At 67.5% G+C, this 26,301-nt stretch carries 23 protein-coding genes; 12 read left to right on the top strand and 11 right to left on the bottom strand.

Features of this window, described 5'->3' with window-relative positions; genetic code table 11:
- Positions 1-843, bottom strand: a complete 843-nt coding sequence (locus OXG33_12660; GenBank protein MCY4114767.1) for an amidohydrolase family protein — start codon at positions 841-843, stop codon at positions 1-3.
- Complete coding sequence (locus OXG33_12655) at positions 840-1,790, bottom strand: NAD(P)-binding domain-containing protein (GenBank protein MCY4114766.1); 951 nt, start codon at positions 1,788-1,790, stop codon at positions 840-842. Before OXG33_12655 ends, OXG33_12660 begins: the two co-directional genes overlap by 4 nt.
- A 126-nt stretch (positions 1,791-1,916) precedes the next feature.
- Here OXG33_12655 and OXG33_12650 point away from each other — a divergent pair, with 126 nt between their 5' ends.
- The 4 genes from OXG33_12650 (at position 1,917) to OXG33_12635 (ending at position 6,237) form a co-directional block, all read left to right on the top strand.
- Positions 1,917-3,074: a mandelate racemase/muconate lactonizing enzyme family protein gene (locus tag OXG33_12650; protein ID MCY4114765.1), complete on the top strand. Its 1,158-nt coding sequence runs from the start codon at positions 1,917-1,919 to the stop codon at positions 3,072-3,074.
- Positions 3,071-3,982, top strand: a complete 912-nt coding sequence (locus OXG33_12645; GenBank protein MCY4114764.1) for a dihydrodipicolinate synthase family protein — start codon at positions 3,071-3,073, stop codon at positions 3,980-3,982. The genes OXG33_12650 and OXG33_12645 overlap by 4 nt, the downstream gene beginning before the upstream one ends.
- Before the next feature lie 49 nt (positions 3,983-4,031).
- Complete coding sequence (locus tag OXG33_12640) at positions 4,032-5,060, top strand: iron-containing alcohol dehydrogenase (protein ID MCY4114763.1); 1,029 nt, start codon at positions 4,032-4,034, stop codon at positions 5,058-5,060.
- Between the two features lie 142 nt (positions 5,061-5,202).
- A complete protein-coding gene (locus tag OXG33_12635; GenBank protein MCY4114762.1) occupies positions 5,203-6,237 on the top strand; it encodes a Gfo/Idh/MocA family oxidoreductase in 1,035 nt (344 codons plus the stop codon).
- Here the strand turns inward: OXG33_12635 and OXG33_12630 are convergent, their stop codons facing one another.
- From OXG33_12630 to OXG33_12595, 8 genes are all read right to left on the bottom strand, one after another.
- Complete coding sequence (locus tag OXG33_12630) at positions 6,238-6,420, bottom strand: hypothetical protein (protein ID MCY4114761.1); 183 nt, start codon at positions 6,418-6,420, stop codon at positions 6,238-6,240.
- A 324-nt stretch (positions 6,421-6,744) separates the two neighbouring features.
- Complete coding sequence (locus tag OXG33_12625) at positions 6,745-8,013, bottom strand: enolase (GenBank protein ID MCY4114760.1); 1,269 nt, start codon at positions 8,011-8,013, stop codon at positions 6,745-6,747.
- Between the two features lie 136 nt (positions 8,014-8,149).
- Positions 8,150-9,310 carry a mandelate racemase/muconate lactonizing enzyme family protein gene (locus OXG33_12620; protein MCY4114759.1) on the bottom strand — a complete coding sequence of 387 codons (1,161 nt, stop codon included), beginning with the start codon at positions 9,308-9,310 and terminating at the stop codon, positions 8,150-8,152.
- A 93-nt stretch (positions 9,311-9,403) separates the two neighbouring features.
- The gene (locus tag OXG33_12615) at positions 9,404-10,168 is read right to left on the bottom strand and encodes an ABC transporter permease (protein MCY4114758.1); all 765 of its coding nucleotides are present in this window, start codon (positions 10,166-10,168) and stop codon (positions 9,404-9,406) included.
- 2 nt (positions 10,169-10,170) lie between these two features.
- Complete coding sequence (locus OXG33_12610; protein MCY4114757.1) at positions 10,171-11,196, bottom strand: ATP-binding cassette domain-containing protein; 1,026 nt, start codon at positions 11,194-11,196, stop codon at positions 10,171-10,173.
- Between the two features lie 339 nt (positions 11,197-11,535).
- Positions 11,536-12,693: an L-rhamnonate dehydratase gene (locus OXG33_12605; GenBank protein ID MCY4114756.1), complete on the bottom strand. Its 1,158-nt coding sequence runs from the start codon at positions 12,691-12,693 to the stop codon at positions 11,536-11,538.
- A 237-nt stretch (positions 12,694-12,930) separates the two neighbouring features.
- On the bottom strand, positions 12,931-13,671 hold the full coding sequence (locus tag OXG33_12600; GenBank protein MCY4114755.1) for a metal-dependent hydrolase: 741 nt from the start codon (positions 13,669-13,671) through the stop codon (positions 12,931-12,933).
- 45 nt (positions 13,672-13,716) lie between these two features.
- Complete coding sequence (locus tag OXG33_12595; GenBank protein ID MCY4114754.1) at positions 13,717-14,052, bottom strand: nuclear transport factor 2 family protein; 336 nt, start codon at positions 14,050-14,052, stop codon at positions 13,717-13,719.
- A 104-nt stretch (positions 14,053-14,156) separates the two neighbouring features.
- Here OXG33_12595 and OXG33_12590 point away from each other — a divergent pair, with 104 nt between their 5' ends.
- Genes OXG33_12590 through OXG33_12580 form a run of 3 tightly spaced genes read left to right on the top strand, consistent with a single transcriptional unit; the run spans position 14,157 to position 17,660 of the window.
- Positions 14,157-15,959: a hydantoinase B/oxoprolinase family protein gene (locus OXG33_12590; GenBank protein ID MCY4114753.1), complete on the top strand. Its 1,803-nt coding sequence runs from the start codon at positions 14,157-14,159 to the stop codon at positions 15,957-15,959.
- A complete protein-coding gene (locus OXG33_12585) occupies positions 15,956-16,624 on the top strand; it encodes an RraA family protein (GenBank protein ID MCY4114752.1) in 669 nt (222 codons plus the stop codon). Before OXG33_12590 ends, OXG33_12585 begins: the two co-directional genes overlap by 4 nt.
- A gap of 58 nt (positions 16,625-16,682) precedes the next feature.
- Positions 16,683-17,660 (top strand): C-terminal binding protein, encoded by a 978-nt coding sequence (locus OXG33_12580; protein ID MCY4114751.1) that lies wholly within the window; start codon positions 16,683-16,685, stop codon positions 17,658-17,660.
- 167 nt (positions 17,661-17,827) lie between these two features.
- Here the strand turns inward: OXG33_12580 and OXG33_12575 are convergent, their stop codons facing one another.
- A complete protein-coding gene (locus tag OXG33_12575; GenBank protein MCY4114750.1) occupies positions 17,828-18,964 on the bottom strand; it encodes a Gfo/Idh/MocA family oxidoreductase in 1,137 nt (378 codons plus the stop codon).
- Between the two features lie 137 nt (positions 18,965-19,101).
- On the opposite strand from OXG33_12575, the gene OXG33_12570 reads away from it, so the two are divergent.
- The 5 genes from OXG33_12570 to OXG33_12550 are packed head-to-tail and all read left to right on the top strand — an operon-like array spanning position 19,102 to position 26,299.
- Positions 19,102-20,079, top strand: coding sequence for a TIM barrel protein (locus tag OXG33_12570; protein ID MCY4114749.1), 978 nt, complete (start codon positions 19,102-19,104; stop codon positions 20,077-20,079).
- Positions 20,080-20,116: 37 nt separating this feature from the next.
- Positions 20,117-21,091, top strand: a complete 975-nt coding sequence (locus OXG33_12565; GenBank protein MCY4114748.1) for a C-terminal binding protein — start codon at positions 20,117-20,119, stop codon at positions 21,089-21,091.
- Between the two features lie 12 nt (positions 21,092-21,103).
- On the top strand, positions 21,104-23,161 hold the full coding sequence (locus OXG33_12560; GenBank protein MCY4114747.1) for a hydantoinase/oxoprolinase family protein: 2,058 nt from the start codon (positions 21,104-21,106) through the stop codon (positions 23,159-23,161).
- Positions 23,162-23,189: 28 nt separating this feature from the next.
- Positions 23,190-25,238 (top strand): hydantoinase B/oxoprolinase family protein, encoded by a 2,049-nt coding sequence (locus OXG33_12555; protein ID MCY4114746.1) that lies wholly within the window; start codon positions 23,190-23,192, stop codon positions 25,236-25,238.
- Complete coding sequence (locus tag OXG33_12550) at positions 25,235-26,299, top strand: ABC transporter ATP-binding protein (protein ID MCY4114745.1); 1,065 nt, start codon at positions 25,235-25,237, stop codon at positions 26,297-26,299. The genes OXG33_12555 and OXG33_12550 overlap by 4 nt, the downstream gene beginning before the upstream one ends.
- The last annotated feature ends 2 nt before the right edge of the window (positions 26,300-26,301 follow it).

Genomic DNA, 26,301 nt, shown 5'->3' with positions numbered 1-26,301 from the left:
CTACTCCAAGCCCAGCAGGCTCAGGCTGTCACGGTGGATGATGGCCTCGATCTCCTCGGAGGGGATCCTGGGCAGCCCGGTGTCCTCGGTGACGGCGTTGATGTTCCGCAACGCATTGATCGTGCCGTCGACAGTGCTGAATGGCAGATCGCTGCCGAAGAGCACGTTGTCGATGGCGCCGAACTCGCTGAGCATGGCCAGCGCCTGGTAGAGCCACCACGGTTTGTTCTCGAGACCGGACACGTCGGTGAAGACGTTGGGGTGCTTGCGGGCGACGACCATGGCGTCGGCGAACCACGGCAGGCCGATGTGCGCCAGGATGATCCTGAGGTCCGGGAACTCCCGCGCCACGGGGTCGTAGAGCAGCGGGCTCGCCAGCTCCATGGGCGTGTTGGCCATGCCCTGGTAGGCGGCGTGGGTCAGGATCGGCAGCCCGAGCTCCTGGGCGCGGGCATGGACGCGTCCGGCCTTGGGGTCGTTTGGGTGATAGTGCTGATAGACAGGGCTCATCTTGATGCCGCGCAGGCCCAGGTCATTGACGCTGCGGTCGATTTCGTCGAGCGCATCCGGTTGATTCGGGTCAATTGACATAAAACCAATCAGCTTCTCGGGGTGCTGGCGCACGTAGCCGGCGATGTGGTCGTTGGGCGTGCTCATTTCCATGGCGATCGAGTTGATTCCGAACACGATCACGCGGTCCGCGGCCTTCTCCGCCTCCCAGTGCCGCTCGGGCGTGACGTTGATGTCCAGCACGTCCGGCGGATAGGTCAGCTCGATGGCCTGGCTGAACTGCGGGCCCCACTGCTCGGTGGTGCTCAGGTGGGTGTGGACGTCGACGATCACGGCGCTTTGGCCTCCCAGAGCAGCGGCTCGCCCGCGATCAACCGCCGCACGTTCTCGGCGACGCCGGCCGAAGTCTCGCGAACAAAGGCGTCGCACGCATTCGAGGCGTGCGGCGTGACGAACACCTCGTGGTCGAAGAGCGGGTCCGTGGGATCGACCGGTTCTTCCCAGAAGACGTCAATCCCGGCCGTGCTCAGCTTGCCGCTGCGCAGCGCGTCGATGAGCGCTTCGCGGTCGATCACGTGACCTCGCGCCACGTTTACGATCACGGCGTCGTCGTCCATGGCGGCAATGGAGTCGGCGTTGATCATGCCCTCGGTCTCCGGCGTGAGCGGCGTGGCCAGCGCAATGAAGCGACAGCCGCGCACGGCCTCATGCAGCTCGTCGGGCGAATGCACCGACACCAGGCCGAGCTCCTGCACATCCGCGTCGCGGGGCGTGCGGCGCACGCCGACGATTTCGCAGCCGAACGGCTGCAAGAGTCGCACGAGCTGGCTGCCGATGCCTCCCAGGCCGATGACGCAGACCCTCGAACCAAACAGCGAATGCCCGAACGGCACGTTCCAGTCCTGGGTGCGAATGCCCTCGAGCAGGCGCGGATAGCGGCGTCCGCCGCCGATGAGCAGGAAGAGCGCCATTTCCGCCACGGCTTGCGCCAGCCCGCCATCCGCCGAGGGCACGTTGGCGACGCGCACGCCTCGGGCGTTCGCCGCAGCCACATCGATGGCGTCGAGCCCAACTCCGGGCTGCTGCACCAGTTGCAACTTCGGCGACGCGTCTAGGACCCTGGCATCAATGACAGCCCGGGCCGGGAGCAGGACCGCGGCGTCACCCGCGTGCTCCGCGACATCGGCCTCGGGACAGGAACGCACCCGGTGATCGGGGAGCGCCGCCTGGATGCCGCCCGAGAGGTCCGGCATGTAGTCGTTGCAGAACAGCAGGTCCACGGGACGGTCCGCCTTTGCTCGCCCGCGGCCCAACGACAACGGGCGCCAAACTCCTGGGGCAGCATGCGATCATAGGCTGCCGGTTCCGCGGGTGCGAGCGCACCCAACCCTCGCGGGGGAGGCGACATGCGGATCACCGACGTCAAGCACTTTGCGCCCACGGTCGGAATGCGGCCGCAAATCATCGTCAAGGTCGAGACCGACGCCGGCATCTCGGGGCTCGGCGAATCCGGCACGGCGGGCCGTGAGCGGGCGGTCGGGGGCATGTTCGACCACTACCGCGAGTTCCTGATCGGCCAGGACCCACGGCGAATCGAAGACATCCACCAGGTGCTCTACCGCAGCCAGTATTTCGAAGGCGGCACCGTCATCACCGCCGCCGCCTCGGCGATCGACATCGCGATGTGGGACATCCTGGGCCAGCACCTCAACACGCCGATTTGGCAGCTCTTGGGCGGGGCGTCGCGAAACAAGGTGACGTGCTTCGCGGACGCCGTCGCCGGTGAGGGCGACACCATGCCCGAGTGCGCGGCGGACCTGGCGGCCAAGGGGTGGGGCACGGTTCGTTTTTCGCCCGTGGCACCGAGCGATGACGATCCCGACGCGCCCGAGGACATCTACGAGCCGTGGGAGTCGGTGGTGGCTTCGGCTGAGATGCTGCACGCCGTGCGCGCTCGAGTGGGACCACGACTGCGCATGGGGATCGACTTCCACCACCGGCTCAGCGTGGCCGACGCCGCCGAGTTCTGCCGGCTGGTCGACGACGTCAACCTGATGTTCTTGGAAGAGCCCATCCGGTCCGAGAGCCCCGACGCCTACGCCTCGCTGCGTGCCATGACCGACATCCCCTTCGCCATCGGCGAGGAGTTTTCCGGCATCTACGTCTTCGCGCCCTTCATCGAGCGTGGGCTGAGCAACTACGTGCGGCTGGACGTCTGCAACGTGGGCGGGTTCACGGCAGCGCGCAAGGTGGCCGGAATGGCGGAGGCGCACTACTTGGAGGTGATGCCGCACAACCCGCTGGGCCCCATATCGACGGCGGCGGCGGTGCACCTGTGCGCGGCCATCCCGAACTTCGCCTTGCTCGAATACAACTGGAACACGCGGGCGCGCCCGCCGGACCTGTTTCCGGAGGGTCTCGACATCGAGGGCGACGCATTTCCCTTGCCCGAGGCGCCGGGGCTGGGCGTCAAGCTCAACGAGGACGCGCTGGCGGACCATCCGACGATGTTCTGGGAAGCGCCCCACCTGCGCCGCCGCGACGGCTCATACACGAACTGGTGAGCGAGTCTCGACTGGGGCGGTTCTACTCGATCCTGCAAACGCCATTCGACGCCGACGGCGCGATCGACTGCGCGAGCCTGGTGCGGCTGCTGCGCCACCGCGAAACCTGCGGCTGCGACGCGCTGTTTCTGCTCGGCGTGGCGTCGGAGGTCATGTTCCTCAGCCGCTCCGAGCAGGAGGAAGTCGTCGGCCTCATCATGCGCGAGCTTGGCGGGCGGCGGCCGGTGCTGGTTGCGGCGTATGCGCCCGCCGCGGCCGCGGTGGTTGAGCTTGGCCGGCGCTGGACGGACCTTGGAGCGTCCGGAGTCGTGGTGTTGCCGCCCTACGCCGCGGCGCCCACGGATGATGCGGTGGTGCGCCACTACGCGGCGGTCACGGATGCGCTGGATGTCCCGGTGATCGTGCAGGACGAGCCCAATACCAGTGGCATCACTATGAGCGCCGCGCTGCTGGCGCGACTTGCCCGCGAGGTCGACGGTGTCGCAGCGTTCAAGGTCGAGGGGCAGCCGGTGACGCAGCGGCTGAGCGCGGTTCGGGCCTTGGTCGGAGATACGCGCCCGTTGTACTCGGCTGCGGGAACGTCCTTCGTGCAGGAGCTGGAGCGGGGATCGAGCGGCATGATGACGGGCTATCCCTATCCCGAGGTCATCGTCGAGACGCTGGAGCTGTTCCACAAAGGAGACGCGGCGGGCGCGAACGCTCTGTGGGACCGGCTGATGCCCTTGACGGCGATGGATGCGCGGCCCGGACTTATGTGGGCGGTGCGCAAGGAGATTCTCAAGCGGCGGGGGCTGATCGGCTATGCAACGGTGCGCGATCCGGCGCCTGCGATCGACGCGGAGACGCGGGACGAGATCGGGAAGCTGATCGACCGGCTGGAGCTGGCCGAGCGATATCCCGTCGACTAGCCGCTCCAGCGTATGATGGCGGCGGACCGCGGCGGCGGAGGATGCGCGTATGGTTCTCGATAGCCGGAAGTGGGACGCCCGCTACGGTCACGATCTGCTCGCGGCCTACGGGCCGACGTACACCTCGTATCTCGCCATCACGTCGCCGAGCGCCTGGGCCGTGGTGGAGGAGTACTTTCCCAACCCGCCTCGTCAGCTCGAGTTCCAGAAAGGTATGGCGGAGGAGTATGTCGAGCCGCTGATCGAACGGTTGCCCGACGCCGACGTGGTGCTGGGCATCGGCGGCGGCAACGCCCTGGACGTGGGGAAATTCGTCGCCTGGAAGCTGGAAAAGCCCTTGGTGCTGATTCCCACCATCGTGTCCACGGGCGCGATCTTCCAAGCGCCCGTGGCGATCCGCCGGGAGAAAATCTGGGAGTTTTGCTTCGACACCGTGGCGCCGGACTATCTGCTGCTTGATTACGACGTGATCGCGGCGGCGCCGCCGCACCTCAACCGCGCCGGCATGGGCGAGTGCATTTGCAACCTGGGACACGTGGCGTCGTGGCGTTGGTGGGGGGAGCAGGGTCTGGACGGCCTCCCGCCGATGGACCAGGCCGTGGCGGATGGGACGCTGGCGTGGATCCACGCACGGTGCCGGCAGTTCAGCGAGGGCCTCGACGAAAACGGGCAGCTGAACGACCACGCGATCCGCATCGCCAGCGAAATCAACCGCGAACGCTACGACGTGCCCACGTTCGACATGAAGATCTCGCGCAGCATCGACCACACCTTCGTCATCGCGTTCGAGTGGGTGCTGGGCCGCGAGCTGATTCACTCGGAAGTGGTGTCGCTGGGCTCGCTCATCAACGCACACGTGTACGAGTGGGGATTCGACGAGACGAAGGCGCTGCTCGACCTCTGCCGCGTGCGCTACCGTCCCGCCGAGGTCGGCTGCACCTGGGACGAGGTGAAGACGGTGCTTGGCAGGATCAACGAGCTGCACGATCTCCTGGGCAATCCGCCCAACTGGTTCCACCACCGCACGCTGGACGACGCGTCATTCGCGCGGATGGCGGCGGCCATCGACGCCGAATAGCGGAAGGAGTGCTAGCTGTGGTGGTCGCTCCGTTCGTGGTGAGCCAGTTGAACCACGGCCCTGAGGCATTCCCAGGAGATGCCCTTCGACAAGCTCAGAGCCAGCCCCGTACTCGATACGGGGGCGAACGGATCTGTCGCTAATGTCGCAATCGGTCGTACGCGTCGCACTGATCGGCGCGGGGAACTTTGGCGGCGAGGTTGCCAAGATCGTCGCCCGGCGTCCCGAACTGGACTTGGTCGGCGTGGCCGACGTGAACGCCGACGCGGCGCGAAATCGTGGCGAGATGTACGGCGTGCCGTGGTGGGGCGATCACGGCGACCTGCTGGCGGAGTGCGACTGCGACGCGGTTGCCGTCGCCACCCCGCACAACACGCACCGGGACATCGTGGTGGCCGCGGCGGCTGCCGGGCGCCACATCTTTTGCGAGAAGACCATGGCGATCACCGTGGCCGAGTGCCACGACATGATCGAAGCCGCTGACGAGCACGGCGTGAAGCTGATGATCGGCCACAAGCGACGCTTCCGCGGCGCGCACGCCGAGATCAAGCGCCTGCTCGACACCGGCGAGTTTGGCCGGCCGCTTTCCATCAACGTGCACGGCTACTTCGGACGGCGGATTCACGGATTCTGGTCCCGCCGGGCGGCCAACGGCGGCTTGCTCTACTGGGCCGGCACTCACGACGTGGACACCATCCGGCACTACCTGGGCGAAGTCGACACGGTCTCGGCGATGGCCGGTCCGAAGCTGTTTCCCGACGTCACCGACTATGACGACGCGATAGCGGTGAATCTGCGGTTCCGCAACGGGGCGCTGGGCTCGATCCAGGTCACGACGGCCTTTCCCATGGCGACCTATCGCACCTCGTTCAGCTACCAGATCGCCTGCGAGCACGGCGGCATCGCCTACGACCCAAGGCAGGTGGCGGTGCACTACGCCACGCACGACGGCCCGATGCAGACGACGTTCTTCGAGGGCTACGGCTTCGAGGAGGCGTTCGACACCGAGTGGGACAGCTTCGCCGGCTGGGTGCTGCGCGACGAGCCGCCGGTGCTGACCGGCGAGGACGGCCTGCGAGCGGTGGAGATCATGCAGGCGGCCTACATCTCGGTCGAAGAGGGCAGCCGGCCGATCTCGCTGCCGCTGGACCGCAACGAACGGCGGCCGTTCGGCTAGCTAGCGCCAGCCCGGCCCGCCGCTGCGGGGGTAATGCTCGCGCATGGCGTCGTACCCCTTTTGGCGCGCCTCTCGCTTGTGGAGAGTCGAGCGCATCCGCTGCTCGGCTGACGGGCTCAGCCAGCGCGAGAATCGGCGCGCGAGGCGCATGACGAAACGAGGCAGCGCGAGGATGACCCGCATAGAGGACCTCCTCTGCTTGGCGCGGGCGCGCCAAAGCGTGGTGATGGCTTGATTCTATCGGGTCAGGACGCCGCGTGAGCGAGTCCGGTGCCTTCTCCCCTGGTGGAGAACCTTGCGGAATCCGGTAGGGGCGGGTCTCAGACCCGCCCGATGCCAAGCGTCCGGCGCGCCTCCAGATTTGACCCGACTGGATTCCGGCCTCCGCCGGAATGACGGAGGGGTTTCGGAAGGGTCGCCCTGATAGGAGCCGGAAAGGCTGAGGGAAATCAGTGCGGAGAGATGAGCCCTAGGACCTACGCCGTCGAGCCAGTCACCCTCTCCCATCTAGAACTTGGGGATCGGGAGCGATGGAGGAGCGATGCCAGCTGCCGCCACCGCGCGGTAGCGGTTGTCGAACTCGACGCTGCCGTCGTCCTCGCGGGTGGTGAGCGTGACACCGCGTTCGAATGCCGGCTGGTTGCCGAGCGTGAAGTCCCGTTCGTAGGCGCGCACCGACACGTATTCGGCGGTGCCACCATCGGGCCAGCGGACGGTGTAGATCGTGCGCGGAAGGGGCTTTGGCCCCGTCACGTCTCGGCGCAAATTCTCGAGCGCCTGCTCGTCGATCTCGACGCCCAAGCCGGGCGCATCGGGCACGCGGACGTAGCCGCGCCGGATGTCGAGCGGCGTGCGGAGCAGGTCGTGGGCGTAGACATTCGACGCGGTGACGGCCGGCCAGCGGGCCGCGGGCAGTGCGGCGGCCAGGTGGGCGGCGAAGGCGGTGGTGATGCCCGTCCCCACGAGCTGCACGAAGAACGGCAGGTTGGCGGCCTGGGCCAGCGCGGCGTAGTGCAGTGTGCTGGCGGCGCCTTCGCCATGGCCGGCGAAGCCGTCGCAGACCCCCTCCCGCATGGCGGTGAGGAAGTCCGGCTCTTCGAAGTGCAACGCGATGGCGCGCGGGGACTTGGCCCGCAGCGCCGCGTTGCCGGCGACGTCGCGCTGCGGAATGGGAGTCTCGAACATGTGAATCTTGGGAAAGGCCTCGAGCTCGGCCAGGACCTGCTGCGCGAATCCGGCATCGAGCAGGAAGCCGTTGAAGTCGAGATCGAAGGTGACGTGGTCCGGAGTGGCGGCGCTGATCGCCTCCATCTGCGCCATGAGATCGAACCAGGGACGCGGCTTGAGCTTGAAGTCCGTATAGCCCGCGGCGACGGCGTCCTCGGCCTCGGCGGCCCAGTCCTCCGGCGGCATGTCGTAGCACCACCACGCTAGCGGCACCCACGCGCGCGCCTGGCGGCCGATGAGCCGGTGCGCGGGTACGCCGAGCGCCTTGCCGGTGAGGTCGAACATGGCTTGCTGCAAGCCGGAGCCAAGCTCGTCGCGCCAGAGCAGCTCCGCCGGGTTGCGGCCGATGACGCCGGCGTCCACGGTGGCCATATCATGGCCCCAGTTGTGCATGGCGCGGGACTCGCCCCAGCCGACGATGCCGGTGTCGGTGGTGACGCGGCAGATCTCGATCAGCGAGAAGTTGGTGATGCCGCGCCGCATGTGCGGCTCGGTGCGCGGGGTGAACCCGACATCAAGCTCGATGCGCTCGACGGCGGTGATCTTCATGCCGACACGAGACTCATGGGAACTCCCATGTGACGCTTGCCCTCCATACCGTCATTGCCGCGGAGGCGGGAATCCAGGCCCCTTCCAAAGCCCCGGAAATGCCCTCACCCTAACCCTCTCCCAGAGGGAGAGGGAACTATGAAGTCGTCTCCGATTCGGTGTAGCGATGCTGCTCCAGGTAGTCCTCGTCGATCTCGATACCCAGCCCCGGACTGTTGCTCACGGTCAGGAAGTCGCGCTCGAATCCCAGCGGCTCCAATAGCGGCGCGTTGTAGACCGGAATCCAGCCCATGGCGTGCTCCAGCCGGTAGAAGTTCGGCGTCGTCAGCCCCACGTGCGCGCCCGCCGCGATCTGGATGGGTCCGGCGGCGTTGTGCGGGCTCAGGGGCACGTAGTGGGCCTCGGCCAGCGCGCCGATGCGCCGCAGCTCACTGATGCCGCCGGTCCAGCACACGTCGGGCATGACGAAATCGGCGAGGCGCCGCTCAAGGATCGGCGCGAAGTCGAAGCGCGTAAACAGCCGCTCGCCCACGCAGATGGGCACCGCCGTGTTCTCGCGCACCTGCCGCAGCGCGTCGTGGCTCTCGGGCGGCACCGGCTCCTCGAGCCAGGCGACGTCAAGCTCGGCCAGGCGGTCGGCGATGCGGATGGCGCTGGGCACGTCGTATTGGCCGTGGGCGTCGATCAGGATGTGGACGTTGGGTCCCACGGCCTCGCGCACCGCCGCCACGCGCGCGATTCCCGCCGACTCGTGCTCGGGCGTGATCTCGCCACTGATGTAGGCATAGAACGCTTCCGCCATTTCGAGGAATGGATCGAACTTCAGCGACTGGTGGCCGCTGTCGACGGTGCGCCGCGCGGCGTCGGCATAGTCCTGCGGCTCGCGCGCGCCGTCCGGCCACCAGGCGTTGGCGTAGACCGGCACCGTCTCGCGCACCTTGCCGCCGAGCAGGTCGTAGATCGGACGTTCCAGCGCCTTGCCCTTGATGTCCCACAGCGCGATGTCGATGGCGCTGAGCACCTGCGTGGGCAGACCGCGCGAGCCCATGTAGGTGTAGCGGCGGTAGATGGCGTGCCAGATGGCCTCGATCTCGGACGGGTCCCGACCGATCAGCATGTCTCGGACCTGCTTGATGCCGAAGTCGGCGATCAGCGCCGCCCCGCCGGCCCAGGTCGACCCCTCGCCCCAGCCCGAGATGCCCGCGTCGGTGTCCACCCGCACGAACAGGATCGGCCCATAGCGCCGATCAGCCTCACCGGCCCGATAGAGAAAGGTGCGGACGTCGGTGATCTTCATCGCGGGGCGCTCCGGTGGTGAGTCACCTCAGGGAGCGATTGTGGACGACGGGGCGGCGGGTGTCATGCGGCCGTGGCGCCGCCCGACGATGGCTCAGTTCGTCGCGCGGCGGTATTCGTAGGTGGCGGCGGCGACGAGGACGGCGCTGGTGGCCAGCAGCACCCAGAATCCGGGGACGATGTGCTCCCAGATCCAGCCGTCGATGATGATGGTGCGCACGGCGACCAGGATGTATTCGATGGGGTTGAGGCCGACGGCGAACTGGAACCAGCCGGTGATGAGGTCGCGCGGCATGAAGGCCGAGGTGAGAAACGCCAGCGGCATGAACAGCAGCCAGCTGTTCACGGTGACCTGCACACTGCGGGTGCGCACGGCGATGATGAGCCCCACGCAGCCCATGGCCACGCCCAGCAGCGTGGTGCCCACGATGACGGCCAGGATGCCCAGTACGCCGCCTTCGAACCGGACGCCGATGGCCGTGGCCACCAGCACGATCGCGACCACCTGGGCGATGGCCCGCGTGGCGCCGATGGCGAGCGTGCCGAGCAGGATCGAGAAGCGGTTGACCGGCGAAAGCAGCAGCTTGTCGACGTAGCCCGACATGATGTCGGTGAGCAGCACCATCGCCATGTCGCTGCCGCTGAAGACCACGGCCATCACGATCACCATGGCGGTCAGGAAGGCCTGGTAGTCGGTGGCCGGGAATCCGGGCAGGCCCGTGATGCCGCGCAGCGGCTCGCCGAAGAAGAGATACATGACGGCGGACGAGAACACGGCGGCCACGATCATCGAGGGCTGCGCCAGCCAGGTCTTCAGATTGCGGACGTAGATGTAGGAGCTCTCGCGCAGGATCAGCATGGTTACCTCCGGTTCACGCCCATCCACTGGCCCCACACGCGCGACTCGGCGTCCTCGTCGGCGGCGGCCTCACGAATCTCGCGTCCCGTGTGATGCAGGAAAACGTCGTCGAGCGATGGACGGGTGACGGCGAGGTTGGCCACGGGGACTTCCACGTCGTTGAGCGCGCGCAGAATCGCGGGCGCGGCCGTACCGCCGTCGTCGACCGTGGCGGTCAATCCGTCAGGGGTTGTGTCGGCTTCCTGCACCGAGGGGAGCTGGCGCAGGGTGCCGAGCGCGGTGTCCGCGCGGCCGTCGGGCGATTCCATCGGGCCGAAGCTCACGCGCACAACGTCGCCGCCGACGCCGGCCTTGAGCGCGCTGGGTGAGCCTTCGGTCACCAGGCGCCCGTGGTCGATGATGGCCAGCCGGCGGCACAGCCGGTCGGCCTCGTCCATGTGCTGGGTGGTGAGCATGACGGTCACGCCCTCGGCGTTGAGTTGCTCCAGGTGCTCCCAGATCGCCAGGCGGCTCTGCGGATCGAGGCCGGACGTGGGCTCGTCCAGGAACAGGATGTTCGGACGGTGCATGAGCGCGCCGGCCAGGTCGATGCGCCGCCGCATGCCGCCGGAGTACGAGCCGATCTTGCGCTTGCCGACGCCCGAGAGTCCCACCAGCTCCAGCAGCTCATCGGCGCGGCGGTTGGCCTCGGCGCGTCCGACGCCGTAGAGGCGCCCCTGCAAGACCAGGAAGTCGCGACCCTTCGAGAGATCGTCCAGGCCGACCTCCTGCAGGGCGACGCCGATGGACGCCCGGACGCCTCGCGCGTCCCGGTCGATGTCGATGCCGGCGACTTCCACGTGCCCGGCGCTCTTGGGCAGCAGCGTGGCCAGGATCTTGATGGTGGTGGTCTTGCCCGCGCCGTTGGGTCCGAGGAAGCCGAAAAACTCGCCCTGCTCGACGGTGAAGTCGATGCCGTCGATGGCGCGCGTGCCGCCGGGGTAGGTCTTTTCCAGACCCTGGACCACGACGGCGGGTTGACGCTGCAAGGAGTCTTCCGATGGACGATGCGCGGTGCTGCGGCGAGCCTACCAGCGAGGGCGGGGCGGCGAATGGAAGGGCGCTTACAAGTGGATTGGCCTTAAAGATCCACCTGAGGCCGATCCCACGCTGCACGCAGCGCGGGCCACCGGATTTGGGCCACCGAACCCCTCACCCTGACCCTCTCCCGCGGGGAGAGGGAGCCGGAACGTGGCGACGACGGGCACGCGGGCGCCCACAAGGGGCGCCCCTACACGAATTCTGGGTTCCCATCGGGTGTAGGGGCAGCCCTTGTGGCTGCCCGTATCCGATCCGGAGGGCGCCCACCAGGGACGGCCCTACAGGGACTAGCCGTAGGGGCGCAGCGTCGCCAGGTCGATTTCGATGCCGAAGCCGGGGGCGTCGGAGGGGCGTAGGCGGCCGTCGACTGGGTGAGACGCGCCGGGGACCGAGACAGCGTCGGCGAGGTCGGTGCCGGGGCCCGAGGCGACGAAATACTCGCCCCAGGGAATGCCGGGCAGGGCGTAGCACGCGTGCTGGCCGTAGGGCTCGTTGACGCCGCCGTGCGGGATGACCGACAGCCCGGCCGCGTCGGCGATGGCGCAGATGCGCATCAGGGCCGTGATGCCGCCCACCCACATGATGTCGGGCTGCAGGATGTCCACCAGGCGGCGGCTGGCGGCGTGCTGGAACGGGACCGGGGTATACCAGTGCTCGCCGGTGGCGAGGGTCTGCCAGGGCACGCGGTTACGCAGCGCGGCGTGGCTGTCCATGTCCTCGGAGCGCAGCACCTCCTCGATCCACTTGAGCTTGAAGGGCCGCAGTTCCTCGATGAGGCGCACGGCGTACTCCACGTCGAGTGACATCCAGCAATCCAGCATCAGCTCGATGTCCGGCCCGACGAAGTCGCGCAGGGCGGCGATGTCGTCGACGTTGCGGCGCAGTCCGTCCAGGCCGTCCGGCGGGCCGTAGCGGCAGGGGTGCTTGGTGGCGGTGAAGCCCAACTCCAGGTGCCACTCGTGCTGTGGCCCGGTGGCGTAGCAGACGATTTCGTCGCGGGATGGGCCGCCCATCAGCTCGTACACCGGTCGATCCAGCACCTTGCCCTTGAGGTCCCACAACGCCAGGTCGATGGCGCTCACGGCGTATGAGGCGAGCCCCGTGGCGCCGAACGGCGAGCACAGCCGCAGCATCATGTCGTACAGGCGCTCGGTGGCCAGCGCCGGCTCGCCGACGATGCGGGGGCCGAGGTAGTCGTCCACCAGGGCGGCCATGGGCCGGCCGAGCGCGCCGATGCCGAGGCCCTGGGTACCGTCGTCGGCGGTGACCACCACGCCCACGCCCGGCCAGTCCGGCGTCCAGCTGGAGCGGACCTCGGCGTAGCGCGGGTAGGGGGCCATGGGCGAGCCCACACGGGCGTCCTCCGTCCACGACGCGCGGGGTTTGCTGGTGGCGCGCCGTTCGCCAAAGTCGAGGGCGACGGCTTGGACGCTGGCGATTCTCATGCCGTCACGGCTCTCATGTTCCCGCCTTCGGAGGCCTCCGAACAAATGGTCAACATCCCACGCCCAAGCCTCGGCTCACCCTCACCCTAACCCTCTCCCATGAAGGGAGAGGGAACCGGAACTACTCTCAAATCTCTACTGGAGGGATTGCGCAAAGGTCTCCCCCGTATCGCGTACGGGGCAAGCTCTTCGCCGGGGTGATGGGCTCGGACGTTGGTGATGGTCACCTCGGTGCGGCTACGGGTAGCTGACGGATTCGCCCGGCTTGAGCTCGATCACGCTCGTGCGGGGCGTGAGGTCGGCGATGCGCCGCCGCAGGTCGTCGATATCCGCCGCCTGGTTCGGGAAGGTGTCGTAGTGGCAGGGGATGACGGCCCGCGGTCGCGTCAGCGCGGCGGCCATGGCCGCTTCCTTGACGCCCATGGTGTATTTGCCGCCGGCGGGCATGATCACCAGGTCGGGCGCGTAGAGCTGGCTGATGAGCGCCATATCGCCGAACACGCCCGTGTCGGCGGTGTCGTAGATCACCGGCCCGTCGTCGAACGTCAGCACGAAGCCGCAGACGCTGCCGTCGGGCTCGGCGTAGACGGCGCCTTCGCGGTAGGCCTGGCCGTGCATGCCGGTCGAGTGGTCGGCGCGCACCATGGTGTAGGCCACGCCGCCCAGCTTGGCCGTGCCGCCGATGTTGAGCGGGCAGGAGTCGGTGTCGAAGCCGATGCCGTGGGTGTCGGCGTATCCGGCCACTTCCGGGCTGGCGATCAGCGTGGCGCCGGTCTTCTGCACGATGGCGATGGCGTCGCCGAGATGGTCGACGTGCCCGTGCGACACGCATACGACGTCCGCGCGGTCGACGTCGGCCAACCCCTCCGAGCAGACGGGGTTGTCGTCGAGCCAGGGATCGAAGTAGATGACCTCGCCGGTGGGGGCGGTGAAGCGGAACGACGCGTGGCCGAGAAAGTCGATTTGGACCGATTTCATGGGATTAAGTCCTCCGAATGGCTGGTCGCGTGTTGCCCGACGCGCTTAGTCGACCCTGAACACGAGCGTTTGAAGCCGAATCTTGTCGTCGGTGATGACAAACGAGTCCGTGCCCGACGCGCTGCGGCCGTCGGCGTGACTGCCCTGCCACTCCAGCACCACGATCGGCTCGGCGGTGGTCACCGACACCTGCTCGACGGAGAAGCCGTCGAGCGCGCCGCCGATATCCATGAAGAACGCGGTGATCTCCGCGTGACCCTGGGCAACCTGGCCCGGTCGCACGAAGAGCGCGTCGTCGGCGTAGTCGGAAAGCAAGCGGTCCATGTCGCCGGACATCACCGCGTCCCAATGATCGTCGAACACCTCTTGGGCGGTTCGCATCTGGCGGCCTCGCTTCGGGGGCGCCGGCTCGGCGTGGCGGCGCGGCGGGGACCTTATGATACCGAGGTGGCGGGAGCGCCCCGCCGCCAATCGCCGGTGCTGGCATGCCCCGAGACACCGACCCCAAGCGCAGCGTCGCCGACCTGCATATCGACGATCCGGTTGAGCTGGAGATCACGCGCAACAGCTTGGTCGGCATCTGCGAGGAGATGGGCGTGGCCATGCTGCGCACGTCTTACTCGACGATGTTCAACGAGGCGCGCGACTTCTCCTGCGTGGTGTTTGACGCCGAAGGCGAGATGATCGCGCAGGGCGACTTCTGCCCGGCGCACATCGGCGCCATCGTGCACACCGTCGAGTGGGCCATCAAAGAGGTTGGCCCCGACAACATGCATCCGGGCGACGTGATCCTGCACAACGACCCCTACCGCGGCGGCTGCCACCTGCCCGAGTTCATGACCCTGAAGCCCTGCTTCTACGAAGGCGAAGTGGTGGCCTACGCGGCCAACATCGCGCACATGACGGATATCGGCGGCATGGTGCCCGCCGCGTTTGGCGACACGCGCAACATCTTCCAGGAGGGATTGCGGCTGCCGCCGATCAAGATCTACCAGGACGACGAGCCGGTGGAAGACATCTTCGCCATCATCACGTCGAACGTGCGCACGCCCAAGGTGTCGCGCGGCGACCTGATGGCGATGGTGGGCTCGACCTACCTGGCCGAGCGGCGCATCGTGGGCCTCGTCGAAAAGCTTGGCGTCGAGCGCTTCCGCCAGCTTTCCGGCCAGATCAAGGACGTGTCGGAAGTGCTGATGCGGCAGGCCCTTGATCGGCTGCCGGACGGCGCCTACACGGCCGAGGGCTTCCTGGAGGACGACGGCGTGATCCCGGACCGTCCCTGGAAGATCCGGGCCACGGTGGTGATTCGCGGCGACGAGGTGATCGTCGACTACACCGGGTCGGACTCGCAGGCGGCCGGCGCGATCAACCAGTCGTTCGGCACCACGGCGTCCGCGACGTACGCCGGCATCTTTCACATGATCGACATCCCGATTCCGTGGAATCACGGCGCCTACCGGCCCATTGCCATCGTGGCGCCGCCGGGGTCGATCGTGAACGTGAACTATCCCGGGTCGTGCGTGGGCGGGAACTCCGACACCTATCCGACGACCGTTGACGTTCTGCTGGCCGCGTTCGCGCAGGCCAGCGATCGCAGCTCCGCGGCCGACGGCGGCACCTGCGGCCTGCTGGGGTTCTATGGGACGAACATTGACACCGGCGAGCCCTTCGTGATCCTGCACCACGAGGGCATGGGCTGGGGCGGCCGGCGCGACGCCGACGGCAACGACGCGCAGATCGTGAAGAACGGCAACTGCCTCAATGCGCCGTGCGAGGTGTGGGAGACGCGCTATCCGGTGCGTCTGGATGAATACTCGATCGCCGAGGGCGGCGCGGGCGCGGGGGCCTATCGCGGCGGCCACGGCGTGCAGCGCATCTGGACGTGCCTGTCGCCGATCACCGTGAGCGCGCATCTCAACCGCACATCCAACCGGGCGTGGGGGCTGCACGGCGGGTCCGAGGGCGGAACGACGGCACTGCTCTTCCGACGCGCCGGGGAGAGTGACTGGCAAACGGCCCGGGAGATGTTCGACACGATCTCCGACGGAAAGTTTTCGAACGTCGTGCTCGACATCGGCGACCAGATCCTGCTGCGCACACCGGGCGGAGGCGGCTACGGCGATCCGAGCGAGCGCGATCCGGCGCTGGTGCTCGAAGACGTGCGGGATCTGCTCCTCGATCCGGACGAGGCGCGCGAGATGTACGGTGTGGCCGTCAACGTGGCGGCTGGCCACGCGGAGCTTAACGAGACGGGCCAGCGCCGCACAGCCAATGGAGCCGCTGAATGAGCCAAGCGCCTGAATTTGACGATGCCACGCGAGAGCGATTCCAGGCGCTGCACTCTGCGCTGATCGCCGACAGCCTGGACCGCATGGGCGTGCCGGTGCAGGCCATGCGGCGCGACGTGCGTCCGATGTATCCCGGCGCCCGCATCGTCGGTCGGGCGCTGCCGCTCTTGCAGACCGCCGTCTACCGGCCGCCGGACGAACCCTACCAGGTGCTGTTCGAGGCCTTCCGCGCCATGCGGCCCAACGACGTGTTGGTGATCACCACCACCGGGCACTACGAATCGGGCGTCTGGGGCGGCCTGCTCAGCACGTCCGCACAGACTCGGGGCGCCGTGGGCTGCGTGATCGACGGACTGACGCGCGACGTGCACGAGATCGAGGAGATCGACTTTCCGGTATTCGCGGTCGGCCAGAGTCCGGTTGACTCCGAGGGCCGTTGCGAGGGCATCGAGTGGGGCCAGCCCATCGATTGCGCCGGCGCGCGGGTTGCCTACGGCGACGTGATCGTCGGGGACGACATGGGCGTGGTGGTGGTTCCGGGCGAGGCGGCGGCCGAAGTGCTGGACCGCGCCGAGGCCAAGGGCCGGGGCGAGACCAACGTGCGCGAGATCCTGGCCACCGGTCGCGATGTGGGCGAGGTGTTCAGGGAATACGGCATTCTGTAGGCACGCGACGTTGGTCCGCGCTCACGCGTGGTGACTGCCCCGTGATTGGATGGCGCCGATGACCGAGCCCCGCTTCCGGGTCGTGATCACCGACTGCGATTTCGAGATGCCGCCGGTGATCGAGCAGGCCGAGCTCGATCCCATCGGCGCCGAGCTTGTCGTCGAGCAGTGTTTCACCGAAGACGCGCTGATCGAGAAGGTGGCCGACGCCGACGGGCTGCTCGAGCAGTACGCGCCGATCACGGCTCGGGTGGTCGACGCGCTGGAGCGCTGCAAGGTGATCGTGCGCTACGGCACCGGCATGGACCCGATCGACGTGGCGGCGGCGACGGCGAAGGGCATCGTGGTGTGCAACGTGCGCGACTACCAGGTCGGCGAGGTCGCGGACCACACCATGGGCTTTCTGCTCGCCCTGGCGCGCCACATCGTGGTCTACAACGACGACGTGCGCGCCGGCATCTGGGACGCCAGCGGCGGCGTGCCGGAGCGGATGGAGCGCGTCGAGGGTCAGACGCTTGGGCTGATCGGTCTGGGACAGACGGCGCAGGCCGTGGCGGCGCGTGCGCGGGCTTTTGGGCTGCGGGCCATCGGGCACTCGCCGCGCGCGCCAGACTCGGCGTTCGAGGCGGCGCAGGTCGAGCGCGTGCCGTTGGATGATCTGCTGCGAGAGTCGGACTTCGTCTCGGTGCACACGCCGTTGCGGGCGCAGACGCACCACCTCATCGGCGAGGCCGAGTTCGACCTCATGAAGCCCAGCGTGTTTCTCATCAACACGGCACGCGGCGCGGTCGTCGACAACGCGGCGCTGGCGCAGGCGCTCAAGGACGGGCGGATCGCCGGCGCGGGGCTGGACGTGACGGAAGAAGAGCCGCTGCCGATGGACTCGCCGCTGCGCGAGGCGCCGAACCTGATCGTGACGCCGCACGGCGGCTTCTACTCGCGGACGTCGATCCGCATCCTGCGCCGTGAGGCCGCGGCGGAGGTTGCGCGGGTGCTGCGCGGCGAGCCGCCGAAGTCGCTGTTCGAGCCGGAGTAGCGGGGCCGCTGGACTTCCGCCTTCGGAGATCCTTGCACTACTGGCCGACTGCCTAGCTCCAAACTCCAGATCCCCCTCACCCTAACCCTCTCCCTCAGGGAGAGGGAACAGGGCCGGCTCTCAGATTTCCGGCGGAGGGGTGTTATGCAGGGGTCTCAAGTCCGGGTCTAGTTCCCGTCGAAGGCCGTCCAGTCCACGTCGACCCAGCGGCGTTCCTGGAAGCTCTGCAGGGCGGCGTCGTGCACGATTTGGATGCCGTAGCCGTCCTGGAACGTGGGAAACGTCGGCGCGTCGGGCTGGCCGCCGTCGCCGACGGCGCGGTAGACCTCGCGGAACAGCAGGCGGAAGGTATCGCCGAAGCCCTCGCGGTAGGCGCCGGGGTTGTCCATGAACCGGCTGCCTTCCTCCGTCGCCTGGCGTGGGTCCGGGAGGACGATCTCGTTGGGCTCGGTGCGGTGTCCGAGCCACAGCTCGTTGGGCCGCTCGGAGTCCCAACTCACGCCCATCGCCGTGGCGTCGATCTCGACGCGGATGCGGTAGGGGTGCCCCACGGCCACGTGCGACAGCGAGAGCACGCCGCGGGCGCCATTTTCCCAGTGCACCAGCAGGTTCGAGACATCCTCGCCGGGCGCGTGGTAGTCGTCCATGCCCCCGTCGGAACGCGGGCGCTTGCGCACGTCGTGCGCCGTGAGGAAGTCCGCGCACACGGCCACGATGCGGCTGCCGATGAGAAAGCTGGTCAGATCGAGCAGGTGGCTGCCGGTGGTCGAGGTGACGATGGTCGGCCCGCCCATTTCGGGGAGCAGGCGCCAGTCCCAATCGGTTTCGAGCCAAAAGGTGTCGTCCGCGACGGATGCTCGGACGAGCATGACGCGGTCCAGCGTGCCCAGCCGCCGGCGCGCGGCTAGCTCTTGCACCAGCGTGTAGAAGCGGTTGTTGAAGCAGATGGCGTGCACGCGGCCCGAGTCCGCCGCGCGCCGGTAGAGCTCTCCGGCCGACCCGGCGTCGGTGGTGAGGGGCTTCTCGCAGACCACGTGCGCGCCGGCGTCCAAAGCCATGCCGGCGTGCTCCAGGTGGTAGGTGTCGGGCGTGCAGACGTGCACCACGTCCGGACTGGTGGCGCGAAGGGCGGTGGCCACGTCCGGGTCGCCGCGGGGAATGCCGAATTCGGCTGCGGCGGCAATGCTCCGCGATTCGCTGCTCGCCACCACGCTCACGATGTCGACGTTGTTGCGGCGCAGGGCGTCGATGTGCACGCGCCCGATCACGCCCGTGCCCAGCACGATGGCTCGCGGTTGCTCCACGGTATGGCCTCTATTCCGGTGCGGCGGCGCCGACCCAAGCGGGGTGATGGCTATGGTAGGCAATGCGCGCATGCGCCGGGCGCATTTCGGTCATACTTGAGCGGCGCGCGATTGCCGGCGGACCAGGGAGCGTTGACATGAGACTCGGCCTTTCACAGGCGGCCTACCGCTGGGTGTCCTACCCGGGGCTGCGCATCGATCAGCCCGAGTATGGATTTCGCGGCCTGGAGTATCCCTACGGCACCACCACGGAGCCGCCGGCGGAGCTTGACGGGGCGCTGGAGTGGTGGATCGAACGCTGCAGTGAATGGGGCTTCGACAACCTCTATACGGCGGCGTCGCTGTTGGACGGCAAGGAGGCAGCCGCTGCCAATGGTCGCCTGCTGGCCGAAAACGGCATCGAGTGGGTCGGCTCCGTAAATGGCGCTTGGGCCGTCGATCGCGACGAGTGGGCGCCGGTTCACGAGCGCGCCGCTATGCACCTGGAGTGGATGCAGGCCGGCGGCGTGCGAACCAGCGCCATGGTCAACGCCGACCCGCCCGGCCCTCCCGGTCAGCCCATGCCAAACGGGGGACTGCGGTTCGGGCACTTCAGCACCGAGACGCCGATCGGCGTGCAGATCGACCGCATGATCGACAACCTGTCGAAACTGGTGGTCGACGCCGAGAAGTGCGGCATCGTCCTCGCCTTCGAAAACCACATGGACTACCGGATCAGCGAGATTGTGCAGGTGGTGGAGGGCGTCGCGTCGCCGTGGCTGCGGATCAACTACGACTTCGCCAACAGCTACTCGGTCGTCGAGGACCAAGTGGATGCCGCCCACATGGCCGCGCCGTACACCGTGATGACGCATCTCAAGGACATGCGGGTTCAGTCCATCACCACGACCGGCGAGCCGAAATTTTTCCACGCACCGGTCGGCTACGGCAGCGTGGAGGTTCTCGAGATCATGGAGATCCTGCAGCAAAATGCGCCTGATCCCGACTACCTGCCCCATTGCATCGAGACGTGCTGTCTGCCGCAGTACGACCCGCAGCTGTGGATGAAGCTGACCGTCGAGTGGCTGGAGCAGAACTGCGCGCAGTACTTCCCCAAGCGGTTTGCCAGCGCGTGAGGCAGGCGTTCGGTAGCCGAGTGGTTGTCCCCCTGCGATGAGCCGTCGGTTTCGCGTGGTGTCCGCAGGCGCGGGGCTGCCGCATCACGATCGAGAGGCCGAGGCGCTTGCCGACATCGCCGACATGATGTTTCTGGGCGCGCCGCCGCGCGCCGAACTCTACGACGCCATATTCGACGCCGACGTGATGCTGACCGAGCTGACGCCGGTGGATGGCGATCTGCTCGATCACGCGCCAAAGCTGCGCGGCGTCGTGGTCTACGGCGTCGGCACGGAGAAGGTCGATCTGGACGCAGCCAAGGAGCGCGGCGTGGTGGTGGCGCATACGCCCGACGCGTTCACCTCGGAAGTCGCCGAGCACGCCATCGCGCTGCTGCTGGCTCTGGCGCGCTGTGTCACGGACTCGGACGCCGACGTGCGCCAGCGCCATCTGTGGCGCACCTACGACGACACGTTTCGACCGCGGCGCCTCCGCGGCTCGAGGCTTGGGGTGCTGGGTTATGGGCGCATCGGCCGGGCGACCGCGGCGCTGGCCGCGGGGTTTGGCATGCGGCTGGTAGTTTTCGATCCCTTCCTTCCGGCGGATCGGCTCACTCCGCCGTCGGGTGCCGAGATGCGCGTGGCGAGCGACTTCGATGATCTGCTCGGTTCGGTGGATGCGCTCACGGTGCACGTGCCGCTCACGGACGACACGCGGGGCATGCTGGGCGCGCCGGAGTTCGCTCGCATGCGCCGCGGTGCGCTTCTCATCAATGTGTCGCGCGGCGGCATCGTCGATCACCATGCCTTGCAACGTGCGCTGGCCTCCGGCGACTTGGGCGGGGCCGGTCTCGACGTGTTCGAGACCGAGCCGCCGGACTTCGACCATCCACTCCTTCGCGAGCCAAACCTCATCGTCACGCCCCACATTGCCTGGAAGTCGGAAACCGCGGCGTTGGACTGTGAACTTGCGGCAGTGGCCGAGGTGCGTCGTATCCTGCTCGGCGACGAGCCCCAATATCGGGTGATCTGAGGCAGGCGCGCATTGGCGATTCGCATCGGTATCGACACGGGCGGAACCTTCACCGACTTCGTCGCCCTCGATGAGGCGACGGGGGAGGCGCAGATCGTCAAGCGGCCCTCGACGCCCGATTCCCCGAGCGACGCGATCTTCGACGCGATCGAGCACAGCGGCATTCCCGCCGACGAAGTGGGCTATTTCGTGCTCGGCACCACCGTCGGCGTCAATGCGCTGCTCCAACGCAAGGGCGCCCGCGTGCTGTATGTGACCACCTCGGGATTCGAGGACGTGCCATTCCTACAGCGGGTCGATCGCAAGTTTCACTACGACCTCGACTGGGAGCGACCGGAGCCTCTGGTGACACGCCGGGACTGCCTGGGCGTGGCGGAGCGGCTGGACTACATGGGCGCCGTGGTGGACCCGTTGACGCCGGAGGCCCTCGGCAATCTCGGCGACATGCTGCGCGCCCGGCTGGACGAATCGACGAATGGCGCCGTCGCCGTGGCGGTCAATTGCTTGTTCTCGTACGTCAAGCCCGACCACGAGCGCAAGATTCGCGAATACCTGGCCGGCGAATTCCCCGAGCTGTCGATTTCGCTTTCACATGAGGTCGCGCCGATCTGGCGGGAGTACGACCGGGCGAGCACGACCATCGCCGACGCCTATATCAGGCCGCTGCTGCAGGGATTCATCCACGCGTTGGATGAGGGCCTGGACGCGTGGGGCAATACCCGCTCGTGGGCGGTGATGAAGTCCAACGGCGGCCAAATGCTGGCGGAGTCCGCGGCCGACCGGCCGGCGCAGACGGTGCTATCCGGCCTGCCGGGCGGGATCATCGCGGCGAAGTACTACGCGGAGTCGCTCAACGACGACAACATCATCAGCTTCGACATGGGCGGCACCAGCACCGACGTCGGCGTAGTGGACGACGGCGCCATCGGCTACACGACGGCCTGGGAAATCGAATTCGGCCTGCCGGTCGCGGCGCCGTTCATCGAGATGACGACCATGGGCGCGGGCGGAGGGTCCATTGCCTGGATCAACCGCGGTGGATTGCTTCAGGCCGGGCCGCAGAGCGCCGGCGCCGTGCCGGGGCCGGCGTGCTACGCGCAGGGCGGTGCCGAGCCGACGGTCACGGACGCCAACGTGGTGCTGGGCCGGCTCAATCCCGAGAACTTCCTGGGCGGCGAGGTGAGGCTCGACGCGGACCTCGCGCATCGGGCCCTTTCCGACCTGGGAGGCAAGCTCGGCCTCGGGCCGGAGGCCACGGCTCAGGCCGTGCTGGACATTGCCGTCGAGAACATCGCAGAGGCCATGCGCCTGCTCACCGTGAGGCGTGGTCTGGATCCGCGGCAATTCAGCCTGGTGGCCTTTGGCGGCGCCGGCCCGCTGCACGCGGCGGCCATCGCCAAGGTGATCGGCGCGCGGCGAGTGCTGATTCCGCCGCATCCGGGTCTCTGCTCGGCTTTCGGCACATTGCTGGCCGACATGCGCGTGGACAAGACCTGGACGCACATTCTTCGGTCGGATCGATTGGACGCGCCGTCCATTGACGCGCGGCTCAACGAGCTGGTGGCGGAGGCCACGGCCGACTTGCAGCACGAGGGCTTTGCGGGCACGCCGCAAGTTCAGCGGTCCGTGAACATGCGCTACCTCGGTCAGAACTACGAGGAAGAAATCCCGATCCCCGGCGGCGAAGTCACGTCTGAATCGCTGTCCCGGTTGCTTGCGGCGTTCGAGACGCACTACGAGGCCACCTACGGCTACCGCATCCCGGATGAGATCATCGAGCTGGTGCAGTTCAACGTCACCGTGTTTGGGGACACCGCCAAGCCGGCGTTGCCGGTGCTGCCGGAGGGGCCTCCCGCGGAACCGGCCGGGACGCGCGACGTGTGGTTTTCGTCGGAAGGTCCGGTCGAATGCGCGGTCTACGCCCGGGAGGACCTCTCGCCCGCCGACCGCATCACCGGGCCGGCCATCATCGAAGAGCTCGACTCAACGACCGTCGTCCACCCCGGTCAACTTCTGACCGTCAGCCCGCATGGCACGGCCGTGCTCGAATGGACCGAGGCGTCCGCATGAATGCAAGGTGTGTAGGGAGACGCTATCAATGACAACGTCCAGCGCCCCATCCAGCGTCGACCTCGTCACCCTGAACGTGGTCTACAACCGCCTCGTCGGCATTTGCCGCGAGATGGGAACCACGATGATGCGCACGGCCTACTCGCCGATCTTCAGCGAGAGCCGCGACTTCTCGTGCGTGCTCTTCGATCGCCACGGACGCATGCTCGCCCAGACCGAGTTCTGTCCCGCCCAGGTGGGCGCGATTCGCTTCGTGGTCAAGTGGCTCATCGCCGAGATCGGCGAGGAGAACGTGCGCGAGGGCGACATCATCGTGCACAACGACCCGTACCGCGGCGGCGTCCACATGCCCGAGCACGTGGTCATCAAGCCGGTCTATTTCGACGGAGAGATCTTTGGCTACGTGGCGAACATCGCGCACCTGGTGGAGATCGGCGGTTTGGCCGTCGGCGGGTTCGCGGCCACCGCCACCGAGATCTACCAGGAGGGCCTGCGGCTGCCGCCGGTGTGGCTGATGCGCGGCGGCGAATACAACGAAGACGTGTGGCGCATCATGATGTCCAACCACCGCGCGCCGCGTTACACCTGGGGCGACCTGCACGCCATGATGGCGTCGCTGAACGTGGCCGAGCAGCGCACGCACGAGCTGCTGGACGCCTACGGCGTCGAGCGCATCACGCAGGTGAGCGACGAGCTGCTCGACTATGCCGAGCGCTGGATGCGAGATGAGATTCGCGCCATTCCCGACGGCGAGTACACGTTCGAGGGCCACATGGAGGACGCCCGCGACGTGCCGCTGCACGACTGGATTCGGCTGCGGCTTGTCGTTTCCGACGGGAGCCTGGTGGCCGATTTCAGTGAGAGCGATCCGCAGGCGGAGCACGTGCTGAACTGCACCTACGGCGTGACCGCCTCGGGCACCTACAACGCCGTGTTCCACTTTGCCGACAACAACGTGCCCCACAATGACGGCGCCTATCGGCCGATTACGGTGATCGCGCCGCCGGGCACGATCACCAACGTCGTCCATCCCGGGCCGTGCGTTGGCGGCAACACCGAGACGCATCCACGGGTGTGGGGCATCGTGATCGGCGCGCTCTCCAAGGCCGTGCCGGACCGGGTCTCGGCCGACACCGGCGGCACCTCCTGCAACTTTCTCTTCGGCGGCACGCATCCGGACACCGACCGCTACTACGTGCACTACCACTTTGACGGCGTGGGCTGGGGCGGGCGCGCGAACGCGGACGGCAACAGCAACCAGGTGATCCCCAACGGCAACTGCCCGTCGACGCCGGTGGAGATCTTTGAGACGCGATATCCATTCCTGGAGCGGTCCTATCGCCTGCGGCAGGACTCCGGCGGCGCCGGCATGCAGCGGGGAGGGCTTGGCTCGGAGCGGATTCTCGAGGTGCGAGCGCCCGAGATCACCGTGTCGGCGCTGTTCGACCGCATGGTGTCGGGCGCCTGGGGCCTCTTTGGCGGCGAGGACGGGCAGCGATCGGCGCTGCTCGTCAAGCGCGCCGGGGAAGACACGTTCGTGACATTCCGCGAGGAATACGGCACGGCCAGCAACTCGCGCGTGGCCAACATTGTGCTGAAAGAGGGCGATCAGGTTATGCTCGCGAGTCCCGGCGGGGGAGGCTACGGCGACCCGAGGACACGTGCCGCGGAAGCCGTGCGACGGGATGTCTTGGAGGGATTCGTGTCGGAGACGGCCGCGCGCGACATCTACGGCGTCGCGCTGCAGCGCCTCAACGGAACGCTGACGATCGATGCCGCCGAGACGGCGAGCCTCCGCGCCGACGCCCCGGCTCCCGCGGCGCCGACCGTCACCGACGAATCGCGCGAGCTCGTCGCCGCAGCGCCCCGATCCGAGACCGGCGGACACTGGGAGGAGCACAAGGGCGATTGGTGGCAAACTAGCGTCACGAATTGCCAGCTATGCGGCCAGGTAGTCCCGCGCGACGTGTGGGTGAGCGCCGGCGGCATGCGCTTCTGCTCCGTGGAGTGCGATGATCGGTATCACGACTACTGGCTGCCGAGGCACGCGGACCAAGTGATTGAGCAGGCGACATGAGCGAGAACGGCATGAGCGAAAACGGCCACTTGCTCGAGGTCAAGGATCTCGCCGTCCAATTCAAGACGGACGAGGGCATCGTTCGGGCGGTCAACGGGATTGCCTACGAGCTTGCGGCGGGCGGCTCCCTCGGCATCGTGGGCGAGTCCGGCAGCGGCAAGAGCGTCAGCTCGCTGGCCCTGCTGCGGCTGATTCCTCAGCCCGCCGGTCAGATCACGGGCGGCGAGGTGATGTTCGGCGACACCAACGTGATGGATGTCGATCCCGAGGAAATCATCGAGACGCGTGCCGGGCGGGTGTCCCTGTTGCAGATTCCGCCCAACGAGATGCGGGGAATTCGCGGCGGAAGGATCTCAATGATCTTTCAAGACCCGATGAGCTCGCTCAATCCGGTGCTGACGGTGGGCCGGCAAATCGACGAGGCGCAGCGGCTGCACATGGGCGTGAGCAAGGACGAGGCCCGCGCCCACACCGTCGAGCTTCTGGATCGGGTAGGCATTCCCTCGCCCGCCGAACGCGCCAACGACTACCCGCACCAGCTCTCGGGGGGCATGCAACAGCGCGCCATGATCGCGATGGCGATCTCCTGCGAGCCGCAGTTGCTCATCGCCGATGAGCCCACGACCGCGCTGGACGTGACCATTCAAGCGCAGGTCATCGAGCTGATCTCGAGTCTGCGCCAAGAGCTGGGCATGGCCGCGATCCTCATTACCCACGACCTGGCGCTGGTCGCCGGATTCTGCCAGGAGATCGTGGTGATGTACGGCGGATATATCGTCGAGCGCGCACCCGCCCGGGACGTGTTCTATACGCCGAAGCATCCATATACGATCGGCCTGCTGGAGTCCATGCCGAGCATCTCCGCGGCGCGGGGAGACAAGCTGAGCGCCATCCCCGGCGCCCCGCCGGACATGACCAATCTTCCGGTCGGGTGCCCATTTGCGCCGCGCTGCCGGTTCGTGAAGGACAAGTGCATCGAGGAAATGCCGCCCGTGGAGACGATCGGCGAGGGCCGTTCGCTCCGCTGCTGGGTGGACGTGGATACGGGTGAGTTGCGATGAGT

This window comes from Chloroflexota bacterium, from assembly GCA_026708035.1.
In the GTDB taxonomy this organism is placed as follows: domain Bacteria; phylum Chloroflexota; class UBA11872; order UBA11872; family UBA11872; genus JAJECS01.
This window is presented reverse-complemented; position numbering and strand designations above follow the sequence as displayed.

Coding starts and splice junctions, on each gene's coding strand:
- OXG33_12630 (MCY4114761.1), bottom strand. CDS start 6,420: ATGCGGGTCATCCTCGCGCTGCCTCGTTTCGTCATGCGCCTCGCGCGC.
- OXG33_12605 (MCY4114756.1), bottom strand. CDS start 12,693: ATGAGAATCGCCAGCGTCCAAGCCGTCGCCCTCGACTTTGGCGAACGG.
- OXG33_12650 (MCY4114765.1), top strand. CDS start 1,917: ATGCGGATCACCGACGTCAAGCACTTTGCGCCCACGGTCGGAATGCGG.
- OXG33_12565 (MCY4114748.1), top strand. CDS start 20,117: ATGAGCCGTCGGTTTCGCGTGGTGTCCGCAGGCGCGGGGCTGCCGCAT.
- OXG33_12555 (MCY4114746.1), top strand. CDS start 23,190: ATGACAACGTCCAGCGCCCCATCCAGCGTCGACCTCGTCACCCTGAAC.
- OXG33_12585 (MCY4114752.1), top strand. CDS start 15,956: ATGAGCCAAGCGCCTGAATTTGACGATGCCACGCGAGAGCGATTCCAG.
- OXG33_12590 (MCY4114753.1), top strand. CDS start 14,157: ATGCCCCGAGACACCGACCCCAAGCGCAGCGTCGCCGACCTGCATATC.
- OXG33_12600 (MCY4114755.1), bottom strand. CDS start 13,671: ATGAAATCGGTCCAAATCGACTTTCTCGGCCACGCGTCGTTCCGCTTC.
- OXG33_12580 (MCY4114751.1), top strand. CDS start 16,683: ATGACCGAGCCCCGCTTCCGGGTCGTGATCACCGACTGCGATTTCGAG.
- OXG33_12640 (MCY4114763.1), top strand. CDS start 4,032: ATGGTTCTCGATAGCCGGAAGTGGGACGCCCGCTACGGTCACGATCTG.
- OXG33_12550 (MCY4114745.1), top strand. CDS start 25,235: ATGAGCGAGAACGGCATGAGCGAAAACGGCCACTTGCTCGAGGTCAAG.
- OXG33_12570 (MCY4114749.1), top strand. CDS start 19,102: ATGAGACTCGGCCTTTCACAGGCGGCCTACCGCTGGGTGTCCTACCCG.
- OXG33_12615 (MCY4114758.1), bottom strand. CDS start 10,168: ATGCTGATCCTGCGCGAGAGCTCCTACATCTACGTCCGCAATCTGAAG.
- OXG33_12625 (MCY4114760.1), bottom strand. CDS start 8,013: ATGAAGATCACCGCCGTCGAGCGCATCGAGCTTGATGTCGGGTTCACC.
- OXG33_12620 (MCY4114759.1), bottom strand. CDS start 9,310: ATGAAGATCACCGACGTCCGCACCTTTCTCTATCGGGCCGGTGAGGCT.
- OXG33_12595 (MCY4114754.1), bottom strand. CDS start 14,052: ATGCGAACCGCCCAAGAGGTGTTCGACGATCATTGGGACGCGGTGATG.
- OXG33_12635 (MCY4114762.1), top strand. CDS start 5,203: ATGTCGCAATCGGTCGTACGCGTCGCACTGATCGGCGCGGGGAACTTT.